This window comes from Leptospira fluminis (genome assembly GCF_004771275.1).
GTDB lineage: Bacteria > Spirochaetota > Leptospiria > Leptospirales > Leptospiraceae > Leptospira_B > Leptospira_B fluminis.
The window spans coordinates 262,848-279,225 of the sequence record NZ_RQEV01000011.1; the positions used below are offsets into that span (position 1 = coordinate 262,848).

Genomic DNA, 16,378 nt, shown 5'->3' on the forward strand with positions numbered 1-16,378 from the left:
AAACCCGGCGACGTCCTACTCTCCCACACAGCGAACCATGCAGTACCATCAGCGATGAGAGGCTTAACTTCCGTGTTCGGGATGGGAACGGGTGTGACCCTCTCTCTATAATCACCGAGAATCTAAAGTCAGTATCGGAAACTCACGCAGTAAGTCCAGTAACTTTTACCCGAAAATTAGGAAATTGCCTGCAGTACCTGAAAAAAAGTTTTCCGTCCCAAAAGTGCGGGAGAGCCTAAAGATATGAAATTCCAGATTTCTTTTTTTACCCTTTCGCTCTGCGCGATTTTTTTGAGTTACTGCAGCTCCGGTCCCGGCAAGGAAGGATCACCTCCTCGAACTACCGATGAATTGAAGATTTTTGCCGATCTGTATTGGCGCCAAAAATGCGCCGTTTGCCACGGCCTGACCGGAACCCCCTCCTCGGAAACGAATCCTGCTCCCCGGAAATTCGGAACCTTCGGCATGAAAATGGGATTTTTCTTCGGCGGAGATAAAATGAGGGCGGGAATTTTCAGAACGGTTCGGGATGGAAAAAACCAAGTCATGCCGGCATTCGGAAAGGATTTGAGTGAAGAGAAAATTTGGGCTTTGGTGGAGAAAATCGAAAGATTACCGCACTAAAGAAGTTCCGCCAAGGAACGCACCTCTTCACGGGAGTATGTATCCGGTTTTTTTAATATTTGCACTAGGGCTTTGAATTCCTTCAATTCCAGATTTCCGGGAGCTTTTCCGAAATAATACCGGGAGGATTTTTGAATACCGTTGATTCCTCTTCCCCAATAAACCAGATTTAAGTAATATTCCAGAATCCCTTTTTTTCCGAGTTCTCCGTCCAAAGCCTGTGCGATCCTGATTTCCCGTAACTTTCTGGAAAAAGTCTTGTCTCGCGATAAGAACAATGTCCTAGCCAATTGCTGGTCTATGGTGCTGGCTCCTCTCAACTTGCGGAATAGCAGGACCGCTTGGAGAACGGAGGATTGGATGTCTGAAAGCGAATATCCTCCATGCCTGTAAAACCGCGCGTCCTCCACTTCGACCAGATAATCCAAGCTCCCGGGAGGAAGTTCTTCGATTCTAACCCAGTCCGGCTCCAATTCCACCGATTCCAGATTCTCCGGCAAATACTTGAGATGGTTCTCGGAAAACAGAATGGTTTTTTCAGGAAATGTCTGGTAGTAGATCAGAAATATCGTCAAAGCAAGGATCGATATTCTGAATAAGTTCCTACGCGAAAAAAAGGATTCGAGGCGGGACGGGAAAAGATCTTGTCCTTTCATAAGGAATGCTTTTCGTAGATTAGGAAAATTTCGTCTTCTTTCGATTCACAGGACGCCAATCGCCAGCGGGAAGAATCGAAATTGGGAAAAGCCGATTTCCCGTCCGTGATCGAGGGCAGATCGGATTGCCCGATTAAAAAGGGTACGATCGTCAAATAAAGCCTTTGCACAAGATTCGTCCGCAAAAAGGAATCGTTCAATCTCGGTCCGCCTTCTAGCAACACGTTTCGATGTCCTTGATCGTACAATTCGCTTAATATTTTTTCGATAAGGATATCTTCTTTTCCGGCGGTTCGGATTTCCGCAAGATCGGATAACTCTGCGCGGACTTGATCCTCGTTTTTTTCCGTACAAAACAAAAGCGGTTTTTTTTTGGAATGAACGAAGACTTTGCGATCGGTTGGGAGGGATCCGCTTCGAACGAGTAGGATCGGTCTGGGTTCGATAGCATCGGGCACATAACGGATATGAGTGACGGGATCGTCGTTCAAAAGGCTATTTTTCCCCAGAATCAAGGCGTCGGACTCCGCGCGGATTTCATCCATCCTTCTCTTATCCGCTCGGGAAGAAAGTCCGTACCATTTCCCGTCCGGTCGAACGACCTTTCCGTCCAAGGTCATGGCCATGTTGATGGAGACTCGCGGCAGATTCATTCAGTGCGTGCAGCTAAGGTTTGGGCAAGTAACTTGCTCACGGCACCGCGACAAGTTCCGCATCCGGTACAACAGCGGGTGTCTTGCATTAATTTTCCCAACGTGTCGTTTCCTCTTCGGATGGAATTCAATATCTCTTCCTCGGAAACCTGATTGCAAACGCAGACTTTCCGCGGTCGCATCAAGGAATTCAAATCGATCTGATTAAAATCCGGGGAATTCATGGTCCGTCTATTTATTGGACTCCGAAACGGAAAACATCCCTCAAAAGTACGAAGGAAAGAAACGAGCGCAAGAGAATTTTTTGCCGAATATTTCTCGTTGACATAGGGTTTTTGATTCGTAATGTCCTTTGAAATTTCTATAGGGGAAATCGATTACTATATGCAGGTTACAAAACGCGCGCCTCTGCGGGAGATTCTAGGATGGTGCATGTTCGATTTTGCCAACTCCAGTTACACGACCGTCATCATCAGCGTTACTTACGGAGTGGTTTTCAGCCAGCTAATCGTTCCCTCTTCTGCAAACTCCCAAAATCCTTATGAAACGGGAAATTTCCTCTGGGGGCTAGCGCTGGCCTTTTCCTATCTGATCGTGGTGATTACGGGACCGATCTTCGGAGCGGTTACGGATTATTCCGCCAAAAAAAAGACGTTTCTGTTCTGGAGTTATATTTTCTGCGTAATCACCACTGCGGCTCTATGGTTCGTCGTTTCTCCCGGACAATTCGGTCTCGCCTTTCTCTTAATCATTCTTTCCAATTTCTTCTTCGCCTCCGGGGAAAATTTCGCGTCCAGCTTTCTTCCTTTTCTAGGCCCGAAAGAGGAATTGGGAAAGATCTCCGGTTACGCTTGGGGAATAGGATATTTCGGCGGAATCGCAGCCGTCGCTTTAGTCGACACTTTGGGAGAACCGGTTCCTTCCAATTACGATAATATGAGGTTGGTAGGTCCGTATACTGCCTTCTTCTTTTTGATGGCCGGAGTTCCCACTTTTCTTCTCCTAAAGGAATATTCCATCGGAAACCCGAAACCCGAAGGAACCAGTTATCTGAAGATAGGCATTGATCGAGTGCAAAGCACGCTCAAAGACATACAGCATTTCCGCGATATGGCGGTTTACCTGATATCCCTTTTCTTTGCCATGGCTGCGTTGGGAGTAGTGATTAGTTTCGCATTCATTTATGGAACACAAGAGATCAAGATGGAAAAAGAACATAGGATCGCCATGTTCCTTTTTATCCAGCTTTTTGCCGCCCTCGGCGCGGTCATGTTCGGCTTTCTGCAGGACAAGATAGGAGCATTAAAAACTTTTAATATTACGTTGGTTGTCTGGATCGTTTGCCTTCTGCTGATTTATTGGGTCAAGGAACTCGTAAGTTTGATCCATTCCCTAGGTTTCGATGTTTCGGTCCAATGGATGTTCGTGGGAATCACCGTACTTGCCGGAAGCGGATTAGGTTCCACGCAATCAGCTAGTCGGGCGATCATAGGGATTTTTTCCCCGGAATCGAAATCCGGGGAATTCTACGGCCTTTGGGGCCTTTCGGGTAAGGTAGCTGCGGCTTTCGGCTTGGTGGCAGTAAGCGTTCTCCAAACTTTATTGTCGTTACGGAACGCCTTTCTAGCGGTTTGCGTTTTTTTCCTGATTTCCCTTTTGGTAAATTTACTTGTGGATGAGGAAAGGGGAATCAGGCAGTCAGACGAATACGAAAAGCGGCATAAGAAGGCCTGATCTCCGTTTAGTCGGACCCTAGTACCTGCTTGCCAGAAACTCGGAAAGATGTTATCTTTCTTTTATGGCAAGCGTCGAATTTCAAACCGAGGACGAATTCGAGTCCCACCAAAGCCAAAGACGTCTTGCTTTGGCGACTATGGACGAATTGACCCAGACGAAACTCGACCTACTGGAAGCGGGGCTGGAAGTCCCAAAATTTCTGAATTACGCGATCTCTTACCTGAACAGAAAATACCTTACCGAAGAGAAAGTGATCAGTGATCTGATCGTACGCCGAGACAGCGGAGGTTGATCCCTGTTTTTTCCTTAAAGAAGAAGCCTCCGAAAAACGAAGGCCTATCTCTTTTTGGCTTTTTTCTTGGGAGAAAGTTTTTTCTTCGCAATCGCCTTCTTCTTACTAGCGACTTTCTTCTTTATGGCGGTCTTTTTCCGGATTACAGTCCGTTTTAGACCGTCTTCGCTGATGGTCAAACTTGGATCTCTTTCCATATTCTTGATGAGGGAAACATGCCGAAAGCGGAGCGCGGACCAATCATCGTCGATCGCGATCATTCGAACTCCTTCGTAACCCACTTTTCCCAGCGGATCCCAACCTGCATCCCTGTGAATGGAAACGTTGTATTTGCGCGAGGTCTTTTTCGGATAAGCTAACCAGAGAAGCCCATCCTCCGCAAGGCAGGTGGGCACCATGGAAGCGATGTTTCGGATTTCCACCTCGGTCTGGACAAAGGCCAAAATCAATCTGTATTTCTTTCCGGAGCGCAAGGCGCGATCTACGGGTCCTCCTAAACTCGAAAGAGCGGGTTCGAATTCGTAAGGGGAGGAGAGAACGCATACGTCACCTTCTCCCAATTTAAATTGAAGTTTACCGAATACGGAGTGGAGAGCCATGGGGAAAGTGATACTTCCCCTCTTTAGAAAAGGCAAGCGGGAAACACGAATATTTTATTTCTTCTTCTTCGCATCCCCGCCGCCTATCGTTCCAAGACGACAAGTACCGTCACTGCTTCGGACGGGATTCTATCCATCAAATTCTTTTTCACCCCGAACGAGCGGCGTTTCTAGCAGGAAATCGAACGTCCGAAAGAACGGAGACGATTATTGGAACTCGAGCATTTTGGAGATCAAACGTTTCTGATTCAATTCAAGATCCGAAAGCTTGTGACGGACGTTCTTATCCACTTTTCGAAGATATTTTTTGTAGGTAAGAATGATCAGTTTCTGTTTATTGTACGGAAGCGGGTTCGTTTCCTCATGGAGCTTCGTCTCTACCCCAGGCTGAAGGGGCTGGGTAGGAGTGTCCGGCCAGATAAAATCCGTGTCGTAGCTGGAGTAATATTCCAGCCGGATTTCCTTATTGTTATTCGGTGTCCGTTTTCCTTCCGAACTTACTTGGGGTCCCTTCGGGTCCGAGTTAATCACCCGACGCATTTCGCGGACGAAAATCTCCCCGTTGGAATTAGTCCTCTTGAACTGCATGATGATCTTTTCCAATTTATCGGGAGTGGCGCCTGGATAGATGAAAATCCGCGCGTTATATAGATAGGTTTTGGGAAAATCCCAAAAAGATTCGCCGGATCCCATGTCTATTTCCAGGTAAGGCTTATTGTCCCGATCGGTCTTCAGAAATTTGATCATCTCCTGCGGCTCATCCCCGATGTATCGGAGAGCCTTCTTGGTGGTATCCATCTGAAGGATCTTATTGATTTTGAAGATGTTTTCCGAAATGGATGCGTGTAAATTATCGATTTCAATATCGGAAAAACCCGCTTTGCGGATCGCTTCGATCTGACGCTCTATCTCCCGTTCCTCCATAGTCAATAACTTGGGCGCGGCTTGTAGTCGGAGCGCGGCAAATAAAAGGAAGAAAATAATCAGGACTCGGGTTTTCATAGAGATTGCCTTCCATCTATATATCGAAAAGAGTACACCTCATTCTTGATCTTCAACAGGAATTTTTCCCGTTTCCGTACCGGATTATGACTCGAATCTTTCGCCCGAACGCTTACTTTGAGGAAGAACTTTCCGCTGGAGAGATTTTTCCTCCCGGACTCGAAGCCCAAAACGCGATCCTCGAGTCTTGCTTTCTCGTTTTGACGGGTCCGGAAAAGGAATTCGGAGAGATCCTAGCTCATTCCGTCCCCGAAAAGAAATGGTACGAATATTGGAAAAACCAATTCGGAAGCTCTCTTCCGATTCCTATCAGGATCCAAGAGAGAAAACCCGAATCCCTGGTCCAAGTACCTCTTTTTCTGGAAGAATGGGGACGGATTTCCCAATACTCCGAAAAAAATGGATTCCAATTAAATCCGACGGCATTCGAAAGATCCGCTCATCTTTCCTCCAAGATCGCACAAACCGAATGGAAAAAAAAATTTCACATGCAGGAATTCCCGGTCTGGATTTTTAAAAACGATTCGGAATGGAAATCGGATGGAGAATTCCTCCGCCTTCAAGCCCCCGCTTTTCCTCTGTACGTGAGAAAATTGGAATTCGGTTTTTCCGGAAGACAGGAGTTCCTTCTTCCTTCAGACTTAGGAAAGCCTTCCAAAAAGGATTTTTTCAAAATTAGGGACGTTGGGTCCGTGCTCGAACCCTGGATGGATCGAACGCAGGATTTCAGTCTTCTTTTTTCCGCGGAAAAAGGATCTTTCCGACGGATCGCATCCACGATACTTCTTTCGAATCAAAAGGGAAAATATTCGGGGACATGGTTAACTTCGGAGGAAGAAAGCTCTTGGTACTCCGAAAGAATGGAGCCGGTGCTTCGGAACCTATCCGATTTCGCTCCCGATTATACCGGATACGGATCCATCGACTCCTTTACTTACCGAACGATCGACGGACAAGAGGAATTACGCAAGGTTTCCGAAATCAATTTCCGTTGGACTATGGGACGCATTCTTTGGGAACTCTGCCGCAAATTTCCTCTTTCCGGCGTCCGAGACCTGTTGCTATTCGTTTCCCATAAAGGAAGCATCCATGAAGATTCTTATCGAAAACTCGAGGAATGGAACCGGGAAGAACCGACCCGGCGAATGTTTCCTCTCTCCCCATTTTACGGTCCCAAAGGAAAACCCATGCCGAAAGTACTCCTCTGGTTCCGGATCCAAAAGGACGAAGTCTCGGATCCGCGCCAAACCGCGTCCGACCTGGCTGCAAAAGCCCGCACCAAGTTCGGCGGGTGAAATGTACTTGTGATTCTTTCCCTGCCCCGGAGACTGGCTCCAGTCCCCATAGGACGCAAAAGACCTTAGATCCGTTCAGGAAGGATAAGGATACTAGATGGAACTGTTTCTCAACTACGCTCTTTACATTATTGTTAGCATCGGATTTTTAATTCCTTTTACGGGATTCGTGATCGGCGCGGGCGCGATCGTAAACGCAACTGTCGCAGGCGCGATCGTGAATTTCGCGGCTCAGATCGTAGAGGAAGACAAACTCAAAGCCTTTTTGGATAAAAACAAAAATACCGCGATCGGAAAAGCGCTTCAACAAGCCGTAGATACCGGTAAAACGAAATTAAACCCTGTAGCTGCTGCACCGAAGGCCCATTCTTCCGAGGAAGCTCATGGAGAACACCATCTGATTTCCGTACAGACGTACGCGCTGGTATTCGCCGCTTTGATCATCGGCACGATCTTAACCGTTTGGGTGGCGGGAATCGACTTCGGAGCCGCAAATACGATCATAGCGATGCTGGTCGCTACTATCAAGGCTTCTCTGGTGCTCGCATATTTCATGCATCTCAAATACGATAGCCTCATGAACCGAGTCATTTTCGGCTCCGGATTCCTGTTTTTGTTACTCCTATTCGGATTCAGCGCGGCCGATATTTTCACCCGTTCCAAAATTTATCTCGGTTTCCCTTACTGAGACTTTCCGCTTTCGAATGCTGAAGAAAGCCGGTGTGAAAACGCCGGCTTTTTTATTGTTGCTTTACCTACAAATTTCGAATTCAGTTTATCGGCCCGTATTTTATCGCGCCGATTTAAGATGGAATTCGATCCGAGAAAACTTTCGACCGTTTTGTTTGCGCTGTTCTTGGTTTTCCAATGCAAGCCTCGAATTCCCGATGTGAACAAAACGATAGAGATCTCCGAATTGGGTTTGGTTTTCGATTACGAAGGCTGGACTTACGGTGAGGACGCTTCCGAGCAGTACGAATATCGGACGAAAAAGAAATCCAAATCGGATAAGAAAAAACAGGATTTAAAAGTCCTATTCTATCTGATCGACTCCGAGGAGAATTCGAAATCCGGGATCCGAACCAGCATCAATTTCATTTCGGAACCTATCCCGGTAAAATACTCGAAAGCGACACTGGACGACTACGTCGCTTCCATGGGCGCATTGTATTCCAATGTGTACGGGAACTATCAGATGCTTAGCGTTCCTCAAAAGATCTCTTTAGGAAATCATAAAGCTGCCCTTCTGGAAGCGAAGTTTCTTCTGGAAAGTTCGGGCCGAGAAACGGAAATCCACACTTACCAAATCGTATTCCTAAAAGATGGATCCGCCTACGTCATCTCCGCTTCCACACCGGAAACGGAATTCAAAACAAAGGGACCGAAGTTACTCGGCACTCTAATGCGGATACATGGAAACGAAAAACCTTAATCTCAGCGGATTAGACGTGAAGAGTGGGCGTTTCTTGGTATTCGACCAGCAGCTTATAAATGCTCACCGCATCCTTCCATATATGGATTTTACCCTGCTGGTTCAGTTGACGGACGAAATCGTTCACTTCTCCCAATCTCGATCGGAAAAAATAGAATAGCTTTTTGTCCTCGACCGCAATATGACTGATCAGCCATTCCTTGAGATCCTGTAAAAGTTTGGAAATCGCATCCGTATCGTCGTCTTTACTTCTCAAAACCAAATCCCCGATCAGCGCGTTGAAATCGCGGTGTTGTTTGATATGCGAATTCGTATCATGGAAATTGAATTTTCTCATGATGGCTTCCTCGGTACCGAAATGTTCCTTAATGTAATCTATAGTCGCCGAAAGCGCTTCTTTGAGCTTTACCGTCAGTATTTCGCTACGGATCTCCTGCTTTAATCTTTGCCGATGCAACTTTTCCGTATTTACTAGCAATTGCAACAGCCAAAGATGCTGCATATCCACGATCGCTATCCCCGTCTTGAGTTTGTATCGGAACCAGAGCTCGGAGATGATTTTCAGATTGTCCTCTCCTATCGTCTGGAATTCCGTCTGATGAAATTTCCCGTTGGGATTATTCACCCTTTTGTACAAATCTTCTATCTCGTCCCTATGCATGGAGTTTCCAAGCTGCAAATTCAACCAATCCTTGATTTCCTCGTAGTGAACGGTCAGGATGTCCATGTAACCCCGGTCTTCCGAAAGAATATGTTGGAAAAGCCAAGTCCTTAGGTTCCTCAAGAGATTCAAAGCCGCCTTTTTATAATCGCCGGTAACCCTCTCACGGGCCCTCCTCCTTAAAACGGCCACAAATCTGGTGTGCTGCACTCTGTGTTGGCCCAGCTTGGGATAACTCACAATTTCCAGAATCTTTTCCTCTAAGGAAAAATGTTCGATCGTATAATCTAGGGCCCGAGTGAGGGTCCTCGTAAAATTATCCTCCATTTTTACGGGATCTTGGTTTTCAAGGTCCTCTTCCAACTCCACAATCATTGCGATCAACCAAAGATGCTGTTTGTCGATCGCCGGAATATTCAAGGCCATATCAAAGGTTTGCCAGATGGTTCTTATTCTTCCGACCGTGCTTTCCTTCACAAGACTCTCCTAGATAGAAAGGTTTAGAATCGATTCGAGAATAAACCCGCGTAAAGGAATGAAAAGCTTAAGCAGGAGATTCGATCGGACAAGCGGCTTGATTAATGTCAATCGAGGATACAGTTTGCGAAACGATCGCGTAAAAAGAAAGAAGTCAAATTCCGAGATCGGAAACGATCCGTTCCGCTTCTTTCAAAAATCCGGCTTCCTCTTCCGGGGAAAAGGGACCGAACCGATCTGCAAGAATGCGCTTGGAAAGCTCCACGTATTCCAGGCAACCCGCGATCGTCATCGCAGGCTTAGCCTTGTTCGGATAAATGACGAGATCCCCGTTTTTGGGAAGAACCATGGCCCTGGGCGGTATTTTTTTTCCGCCTCGTACGATGCATCCGGCGAGGATCATGGCTCCGGAACCGATTTCCGCATCATCCAGAACCACGGAGCCGATACCGATGAGACAACCTTTCCCGATTTTACAGCCGTGGAGCATGGTATTATGCCCTACCAACGTGTAATCGTCGATAAAGATCCCGCGCGTGGAATCCGTGTGCAAGGTGGAGTTGTCTTGGATGTTGACAGCTTCCCCGAGTCGAATCGTATTCATATCCGCGCGCAGCACGGCTCCGGGCCAAATGGAAGAATTAGCTCCTAATTCCACAAGCCCGATCAAAGTGGCGGCAGGATGAACGTATGCCGACTCGTGAATCTTCATTCCGATCTTAACGCAGCGGATATCCCGCGGATTGGGCGATTCCGATCAAGGTATCCGTAATCTCTTTGATTCTTTCCTGCGTTAAATTTTTATCCTGACTCAAAAGGCGGAATCGATAGGAAACGGATTTTTTATCCGCAGGCAGATTTCCTCCGCTAAAAACGACGGTCACTCTTACGTCTTCGAGTTCCGGAATCGATTCTTTTAGGACAAGTTCCGCAAAGTTGGCGCTAGATTCATTCGAATTCATCACTATAGACAAATCGATTTCCGTTTGAGGGAAATGGGACGGGACCTTAAAGTGATTTGTCTTTCTTAAGGATTCCCAAGCCGTCAACAAAGCCGCAAAGTCGAATTTGCCGAGTAAGGTTCGTTTCTTTAGATCCATCCGGTCCGCAAGAGTAGGATGGGCATAACCTAGTTCTCCGATCTTCATTCCTTCCGAATAAAGAGAAAGGCTCGCCTTAGGATGAAAATAGGATCGGTTCTCCGATTTCCAAACAAAGGATCGTATGTTCAAATTCCGAAGCACCTGCTCGACACCGGAACGAACCCGCAAAAAATCCTCTTCTAATAGACCGGCATCCTTTTCGTTCCATTTTCTTCCGTCACAGACCGCCCACGCGAAAGATTTGGATTCGTTCCCCGGTTCCTCGGTCTTTTTGTACGTGCGTCCGAATTCGAAAATTCTCACCCTTTCAAATCTGTCCGTATTCAAACGTACGTTTTTCAAAAGAGAAGGAAAAATGGAAGTGCGCAGAAAAGCCTGTTCTTCGGGCATCGCGTTCATGATTTTAACGAAATCCTCTGGCTTTCCTTCCACTAAATTATCCGACCCGGAGGCGTAGGAATAATTAAAAACTTCGTTATATCCTAATACTTGCGAAAATTGCCTCTTTAATAGTCTTTCCAACTCGCGGGCCTTATTCTGTGCCGGAGGCTTGACTTCCGCGGCCAACGGTCGAACCGGTATGCTCGCATACCCGAGAGACCTACCTATCTCCTCCACAAGGTCTTCCGGAATTGTAATGTCGTAATTCTGTCTGTATTTCGGGACCGTTACCATCGCTCGATCGCCTTTCCAATCGGAAACGAAAGAAAGACTGCTCAGCACTTTTTCCGCAGTCTCCCGGTTTATATCGGTTCCTAATTTTCTGTTTAAAAAATCGAGACTCAATTCGATGACGACTTTCTTGTCCGCAGTGTGAATGTATCCTACTGGATGACTCGCCTTTACTTCGGGGCAACCGTTCTCTTTCAAAAGTTGTAATGCTCTCTTGAGAACGGGAAGCGTAGTCGTAGCTTCCAAACCTTTCTCATAACGAACGGACGATTCGGATCGGATTCCGGTTTTGCGGATGGATTTGCGAACCGATTCCCTGGGAAAAACCGCGGATTCCAAAACTACGCTTTTCGTCGTATCCGAAACAGCGGTTTCCGCTCCGCCCATAACACCGGCAATCGCCACTCCTTTGCCGGAATTCCGAATGATCAGAATCTCCGAATCCAACTCGGGAGACGTGCCGTCCAGAAGCGGAAACGATTCTCCTTTTTTTGCCGGATCGACTTCGAGAGAAACCGCACCCATCGCTCCTAATTTTTCACGATCGAAAAAGTGCGTCGGCTGCCCTGTTTCCAACAGAAGATAATTCGATACGTCCACGATATTATTGATTACGCGAATCCCGCACTTCTTCAAACGGGAACGAACGCTTCGATTCGAAGGGGAGATTTTGACGCCTTCGATTCCTACGGAAAAATAAGAATGGGCAAATTTCGTATCCGAAACCTTCGGCTGAGGAACGCCATCGTCGAATTCCCAATCCTGTTCAAGAGGATGAAAGCGGACCGGAAGTTCAAGTTGGGCGGCGAGTTCCCGAGCGAAGCCGAAATGACTCCAAAGGTCCGGTCGATGAGTGATGGATTTGTTATCCACATCTAGAATTTTATCCCGAAAACCCAGGAATTCCCGCAAGACGTCTCCCGGCTTGGCTTGCGGATCCGTTACTACAAAAACTCCCGAATCCTCGTCGGAAAGTCCCAGTTCCTTTTCGGAACAGAGCATACCGGAACTCCTCACCCCTCTCAGTTCGGAATCCTTGATTTCCTTTCCGTCTAGTACGGCTCCGGGAATAGCTAGTGGAACCAAATCTCCCACACGCAGGTTGGGGGCGCCCGAAACGATCTGAATCTTGTTTTTTCCGTCGCTTACTTGAGCGACCTGCAACTTATCCGCTTGGGGATGTTTTTCCAAAGACTCGATACGCACCAAAACGACCTTTTCCAAGTGCGCAAAGAAATCCTCCACTCCGTCGATCTCGCAGATCGAGGCGGCGATTTTTTTAAGAATCTCTTCTAGAGGTACCTCGCTCAAAGGTACATATTCGTTCATCCAATCCAGGGATAATTTCACGTTCCGAATCTCCCGATGTCGACGATTTCGACTCAGTACATTTACAAAAGCCCGGGTCGGTTAGGAATGTCCAGCAGGAAAACTCGATTTGGATAACGGAAAGTACACTTGAAACAATTCGAATCTGTGTTGAATCTCTTTTCCTACTTTCACTTTTCTGAGTTCGATTTCGAAGTCTTCTTTCACCTTCTGAATCTCGTTTTTAGTCCGATTCATGGCGGATTTTTTCTCCGGCTTGCCTTCCCATTTGAATGCGGCTTCCTGCCTCATCAGTTTTTCTTCCAACTGACGGAGCGTGTTTTGGTTGCTAGTTCGGATCTTATATTCCTCTTTCAGAAACAGATCCTTGGTCTGTTCATGCAACTCCCGTTTGCGATCTTGCAAGGCTCCGTCCAAAGCCTCGCACGCGGCGACGAATTGGACTTCGAAATCGGAAAAAGGAAAGTCCTCCGGTCCGGAGACCAAGGATTGTCGGACGGAATCGGGTAGATCCTCCGAAACGGAGACTTTTCCTGTTTTACGATCCACAGCTACGGTAAAAATTTCCTTACGATCCAGGGAAAAACGGAACTCCACCATAAAAACGAAATATACTAGGTCTCCACCCGAACGATAAAAACCGGATCTCCAACCCTTCTTATCCTTTAAGAAACACAGAACCGCCTCGTCGATCAAGGGATGACCGAAAGCTAAAAACTCCAGACTATCGTCGGATAAGGCCCGCTCGGAATCGAACGTCGCTTTTTTCCCTTTATATTTAGGCCCTTCCAAAGTATAGAGGTGCGGGGCATCGTTCCGTATCGCCAGACCTATTTCTTTTCCGAAGGATTCGGTATAACGCACGAAGAAATCCTCGAGATGGGAATTCGTGTACGCCCTCTCCTGCAACGTAGTCTTATAATAATCCTCCAAATTGAAATCGATCAGTTTCGGAGTGACTAGGGATCCTAGTTTTTCGAATCCTTTTTTTGCGATTCGAATCCTTTGGTCTATCTCCTCCTCTATCTCCCCCAACTTCTTATTTCCGGTCACGAACTTCATAAAACTGGAATGAAAATCCAATTCGTCTTCTATAGCGCCCAAAAGTTCGTCGGAATTTCCGATCGACTCTTCGAAAAGACGAATCTTATTCGATAGTACTTCGAGGACCCGTTCCGCCACGGTTTCCTTGGAGGCAAAATTAAAAATGAATACGTTGTCCTTCTGCCCGAAACGATGGATTCTTCCGATACGCTGCTCGATTTTAAGAGGACTCCAAGGAAGATCGTAGTTGAAGAGCACGTTGGCGAACTGAAGATTCCGCCCCTCTCCTCCCGCTTCGGTACAGATCAGTATTTCGGACGATTTTCGGAATTCCGTGATCGCATCCTCTTTTGCGTCCGCACTCAAAGACCCGTGAAACAAAGTGACTTTATAGTCGGAAAGACTCGCGGCGAGGAAATCCTGCGTACTACGGAACTGGGTGAATATTATGAATTTAGGATGCCCTTCCTTCTTTAACTTTGCGATCGTTTCCTTTAGTTTTTGGGATTTGCGGTCTTCCTTGATTTTTTTGCCCAATAGAATCAACCGATTCAAGGAAAGCAACTCTCGTCGAAGGTTGGCTAGATCCGTAGGCGCGGACTCCTCCAGGTCGGATACGAAATCCTCCACACCTTCCGTTTCATCGAAGTCCCAATCCTCCAATCGTTTTTCGATGGATTTCAGGTGATGAAGTCGATTTTCCAACATGAACTTTCTTTTGGAAAGAGCGGACAACAATGCAAAGACCGAAGAATCCAATAGTTTCTGGAATACGATCATCACAAAACCGACCGCTCGGTTTTGGGTCCTCATCGCCAAATTGTATTCCCTTCTCACATATTCCGTCGTTTCGTCGTAGAATTGCCTTTCGGTAGGAGAAAGTTCGATCTTTACGGTTTTGGCGAATCGTTTCGTAAATCCTCCGACCTCCACCTTTCTGCGTCTCAACAGGACCTTGGAGATTTTTTCCTTCAAATCCGTTTTACCGCCGATCACGTAGTCGTTTACGAAAGTATTATACGGACCGAGAAGATTTGAATCGATCAGATGGACCAGATAAAAAAGCTCCTCCAACTTACCGCGGAACGGAGTAGCCGTAAGCAAAAGAAGACATTCGCATTTTTTGGCGATCTTTTCGGCAAAAAGATAAGCCCTGGTCACCTTGTGATAATCCCGTCTGAGTCGATGCGCCTCGTCGAAAATCACGATATCCCATTTTGTTTTTAGGATCTCTTCGGCGTACTTAGGGTTCTTGATAAAATCGACGGAAGTGATTACGTGTTTGAAGTTCTTCCAATTCTTCTCTCCGGAAGCTAGAAAATTCCTTCTCTTTACGATCTCGAAATCCTCGTTGAATTTATTCTTCAATTCCTGTTGCCATTGGACTAGCAAGGGAGAAGGAGCCACGATCAAGACTTTCTTATAGCCTCGCCTGAATATGAGCTCCTTCATGACCAGAGCGGCCTCTATGGTTTTTCCTAATCCGACTTCGTCTGCTAAGATAAATCTCGGCTTTAACGAATTGACCACCACGTACGTGGATTCGATCTGATGTGGCAATAGTCGAGTGCGGGAATTGGAGAGCGCCGATAGCTTGTCGTACGCGTGCGTAAGCTTCAATTCGAAAGCGGTTCGACAAAGATCCAGTGTCTCCGGATTTCCGGGAGATTGTAAAAAAGGAGTCGGATAGGAGCCAATGATTTTCAGATGCGGGGAATTTTCCGAAACCGTTTTCCGCACATTGGCTTTCGGAAAAAAAATCTGAACCTTTCCGCCCTCGGCCCCTTCTATCTTAGCGATCCCGAATCCCGGTTCGTTGCGTAGATAGCAAAAATCTCCCCTATATGCGGAGGGAGATTCCGAATCGAAGTCCAAACTTAGTTGTAATGTAGACTCCAAGTTCAAACTCCTCTCTTATCCCCCCAAATGTACTTATGAGTCTGCAAGGACAATCTCAGTTTTCCCGCACCTCTTTCCTTTATCCAATCCACCAAAGTTTCCGGAGACAATTCGCCGAAAACGGGCGAAGCCAAAAGATTTCCTTGCAGTTCAAAATGCTCCACGATTTCTAAACAACGCACGAAATCCCTCTCATCCCGGATCACGAACTTAACTTCGTCTAACGGATCCTTTCTTTCATTCAGAAAACGTAAATTCTCCTGGAGCATCCTTTCTTCCATCCCCGAACCGGGAAGTTTATAATCTAAGGTAAAGACCATATCCTCCAAATCGGCGATCGACTCGGCTCCGTTCGTCTCGATTCTAGTCCTCAGAAAACGACCGTAACGTACTCTATCTTCCCTTAATCTTGCTGCCAAAACCGTCGAGAAATTCCGATTGTGACCTTCCAACGGTTCTCCTCCGGTAAAAAGCACTTGCACCGGATCTGCGGAAAGCCTCCGAATTTCGGAAAGAACGGACTCGATGTCCATCTTCTCTCCCGCATTAGGGGAAAGTGCATAAGGAGTATCGCACCATAATTTTCTCGAGCCGTCCATTCCGCAGCGCAGGGAGCAGCCCGCAAATCGAACGAATATTGTGGGCAGTCCAGTCGAGATTCCTTCTCCTGAAACGGATAAGTAGATTTCGTGAATTACGGAATTCATTTTATAGCGAGCGGTTCGTTCGTACAACCGTTTTCCGGATCTTTTAGGATTGTACTAAAAAAAGGATCCTTCGGGAATACCAAAATGTCCGAATTCCGTTCCCAGTCAAGACCCGATGGAAACCGAATCGAAAAAAAGGTTGAGACGGTTCCAAGCCGGGTGTAAAAAAGTCAATCTCCCCTTTTAGGCTTTTTTT

The 16,378-nt window shown here is 46.7% G+C and carries 15 protein-coding genes, 1 rRNA gene and 2 pseudogenes; 6 read left to right on the forward strand and 12 right to left on the reverse strand.

Annotated elements, in window-relative coordinates; translation table 11 throughout:
• Window positions 1-2: 2 nt before the first annotated feature.
• Window positions 3-119: ribosomal RNA gene (gene rrf / locus EHO61_RS11365) — 5S ribosomal RNA — on the reverse strand.
• 124 nt (window positions 120-243) lie between these two features.
• On the opposite strand from rrf, the gene EHO61_RS11370 reads away from it, so the two are divergent.
• Window positions 244-624, forward strand: a complete 381-nt coding sequence (locus EHO61_RS11370; RefSeq protein ID WP_135813703.1) for a c-type cytochrome — start codon at window positions 244-246, stop codon at window positions 622-624.
• On the opposite strand, the gene EHO61_RS11375 is transcribed toward EHO61_RS11370, so the two are convergent.
• From EHO61_RS11375 to EHO61_RS11385, 3 genes are read right to left on the reverse strand one after another with little or no spacing between them, the layout of a single operon-like run.
• Window positions 621-1,280, reverse strand: coding sequence for a biosynthetic peptidoglycan transglycosylase (locus tag EHO61_RS11375; RefSeq protein WP_135813704.1), 660 nt, complete (start codon window positions 1,278-1,280; stop codon window positions 621-623). The two genes, EHO61_RS11370 and EHO61_RS11375, sit on opposite strands and share 4 nt — an antisense overlap.
• Window positions 1,277-1,933, reverse strand: a complete 657-nt coding sequence (locus tag EHO61_RS11380; protein ID WP_135813705.1) for a RibD family protein — start codon at window positions 1,931-1,933, stop codon at window positions 1,277-1,279. Before EHO61_RS11380 ends, EHO61_RS11375 begins: the two co-directional genes overlap by 4 nt.
• Complete coding sequence (locus EHO61_RS11385; protein WP_135813706.1) at window positions 1,930-2,157, reverse strand: (2Fe-2S)-binding protein; 228 nt, start codon at window positions 2,155-2,157, stop codon at window positions 1,930-1,932. Before EHO61_RS11385 ends, EHO61_RS11380 begins: the two co-directional genes overlap by 4 nt.
• Before the next feature lie 160 nt (window positions 2,158-2,317).
• Between EHO61_RS11385 and EHO61_RS11390 the strand changes: the two genes are divergently transcribed.
• Together EHO61_RS11390 and EHO61_RS11395 are read left to right on the forward strand one after the other, a co-directional pair.
• Window positions 2,318-3,667 (forward strand): MFS transporter, encoded by a 1,350-nt coding sequence (locus tag EHO61_RS11390; RefSeq protein WP_135813707.1) that lies wholly within the window; start codon window positions 2,318-2,320, stop codon window positions 3,665-3,667.
• A 64-nt stretch (window positions 3,668-3,731) separates the two neighbouring features.
• Window positions 3,732-3,962, forward strand: a complete 231-nt coding sequence (locus EHO61_RS11395; RefSeq protein ID WP_135766921.1) for a hypothetical protein — start codon at window positions 3,732-3,734, stop codon at window positions 3,960-3,962.
• Window positions 3,963-4,006: 44 nt separating this feature from the next.
• Here EHO61_RS11395 and EHO61_RS11400 read toward each other — a convergent pair whose 3' ends face one another.
• A complete protein-coding gene (locus EHO61_RS11400; RefSeq protein ID WP_135813708.1) occupies window positions 4,007-4,561 on the reverse strand; it encodes a hypothetical protein in 555 nt (184 codons plus the stop codon).
• 207 nt (window positions 4,562-4,768) lie between these two features.
• Window positions 4,769-5,563 carry an LIC13212 family protein gene (locus EHO61_RS11405; protein ID WP_135813709.1) on the reverse strand — a complete coding sequence of 265 codons (795 nt, stop codon included), beginning with the start codon at window positions 5,561-5,563 and terminating at the stop codon, window positions 4,769-4,771.
• 86 nt (window positions 5,564-5,649) lie between these two features.
• Here EHO61_RS11405 and EHO61_RS11410 point away from each other — a divergent pair, with 86 nt between their 5' ends.
• From EHO61_RS11410 to EHO61_RS11420, 3 genes are all read left to right on the forward strand, one after another.
• Window positions 5,650-6,858 carry a hypothetical protein gene (locus tag EHO61_RS11410; RefSeq protein WP_246032102.1) on the forward strand — a complete coding sequence of 403 codons (1,209 nt, stop codon included), beginning with the start codon at window positions 5,650-5,652 and terminating at the stop codon, window positions 6,856-6,858.
• 97 nt (window positions 6,859-6,955) lie between these two features.
• A complete protein-coding gene (locus EHO61_RS11415) occupies window positions 6,956-7,546 on the forward strand; it encodes a cytochrome C oxidase subunit IV family protein (protein WP_135813711.1) in 591 nt (196 codons plus the stop codon).
• Window positions 7,547-7,666: 120 nt separating this feature from the next.
• The gene (locus EHO61_RS11420; RefSeq protein WP_135813712.1) at window positions 7,667-8,290 is read left to right on the forward strand and encodes an LIC_13215 family putative lipoprotein; all 624 of its coding nucleotides are present in this window, start codon (window positions 7,667-7,669) and stop codon (window positions 8,288-8,290) included.
• 10 nt (window positions 8,291-8,300) lie between these two features.
• On the opposite strand, the gene EHO61_RS11425 is transcribed toward EHO61_RS11420, so the two are convergent.
• The 6 genes and pseudogenes from EHO61_RS11425 to EHO61_RS11445 all read right to left on the reverse strand — a co-directional run bounded on the left by EHO61_RS11425 (window position 8,301) and on the right by EHO61_RS11445 (window position 16,182).
• On the reverse strand, window positions 8,301-9,428 hold the full coding sequence (locus EHO61_RS11425; RefSeq protein ID WP_135813713.1) for a bacteriohemerythrin: 1,128 nt from the start codon (window positions 9,426-9,428) through the stop codon (window positions 8,301-8,303).
• 154 nt (window positions 9,429-9,582) lie between these two features.
• The gene (locus tag EHO61_RS11430; protein WP_135813714.1) at window positions 9,583-10,140 is read right to left on the reverse strand and encodes a gamma carbonic anhydrase family protein; all 558 of its coding nucleotides are present in this window, start codon (window positions 10,138-10,140) and stop codon (window positions 9,583-9,585) included.
• 7 nt (window positions 10,141-10,147) lie between these two features.
• Entirely contained in the window at window positions 10,148-12,553 is a 2,406-nt protein-coding gene (gene pheT, locus EHO61_RS11435) for a phenylalanine--tRNA ligase subunit beta (RefSeq protein WP_135813715.1), read from the reverse strand.
• A gap of 60 nt (window positions 12,554-12,613) precedes the next feature.
• Window positions 12,614-13,309 (reverse strand): annotated as a pseudogene (locus tag EHO61_RS17440) (ATP-dependent helicase); the annotation flags it as partial.
• 510 nt (window positions 13,310-13,819) lie between these two features.
• Window positions 13,820-15,316, reverse strand: a pseudogene (locus EHO61_RS17445) (DEAD/DEAH box helicase); the annotation flags it as partial.
• A 161-nt stretch (window positions 15,317-15,477) separates the two neighbouring features.
• Entirely contained in the window at window positions 15,478-16,182 is a 705-nt protein-coding gene (locus EHO61_RS11445; RefSeq protein WP_135813717.1) for a 7-carboxy-7-deazaguanine synthase QueE, read from the reverse strand.
• Window positions 16,183-16,378 lie beyond the last annotated feature (196 nt).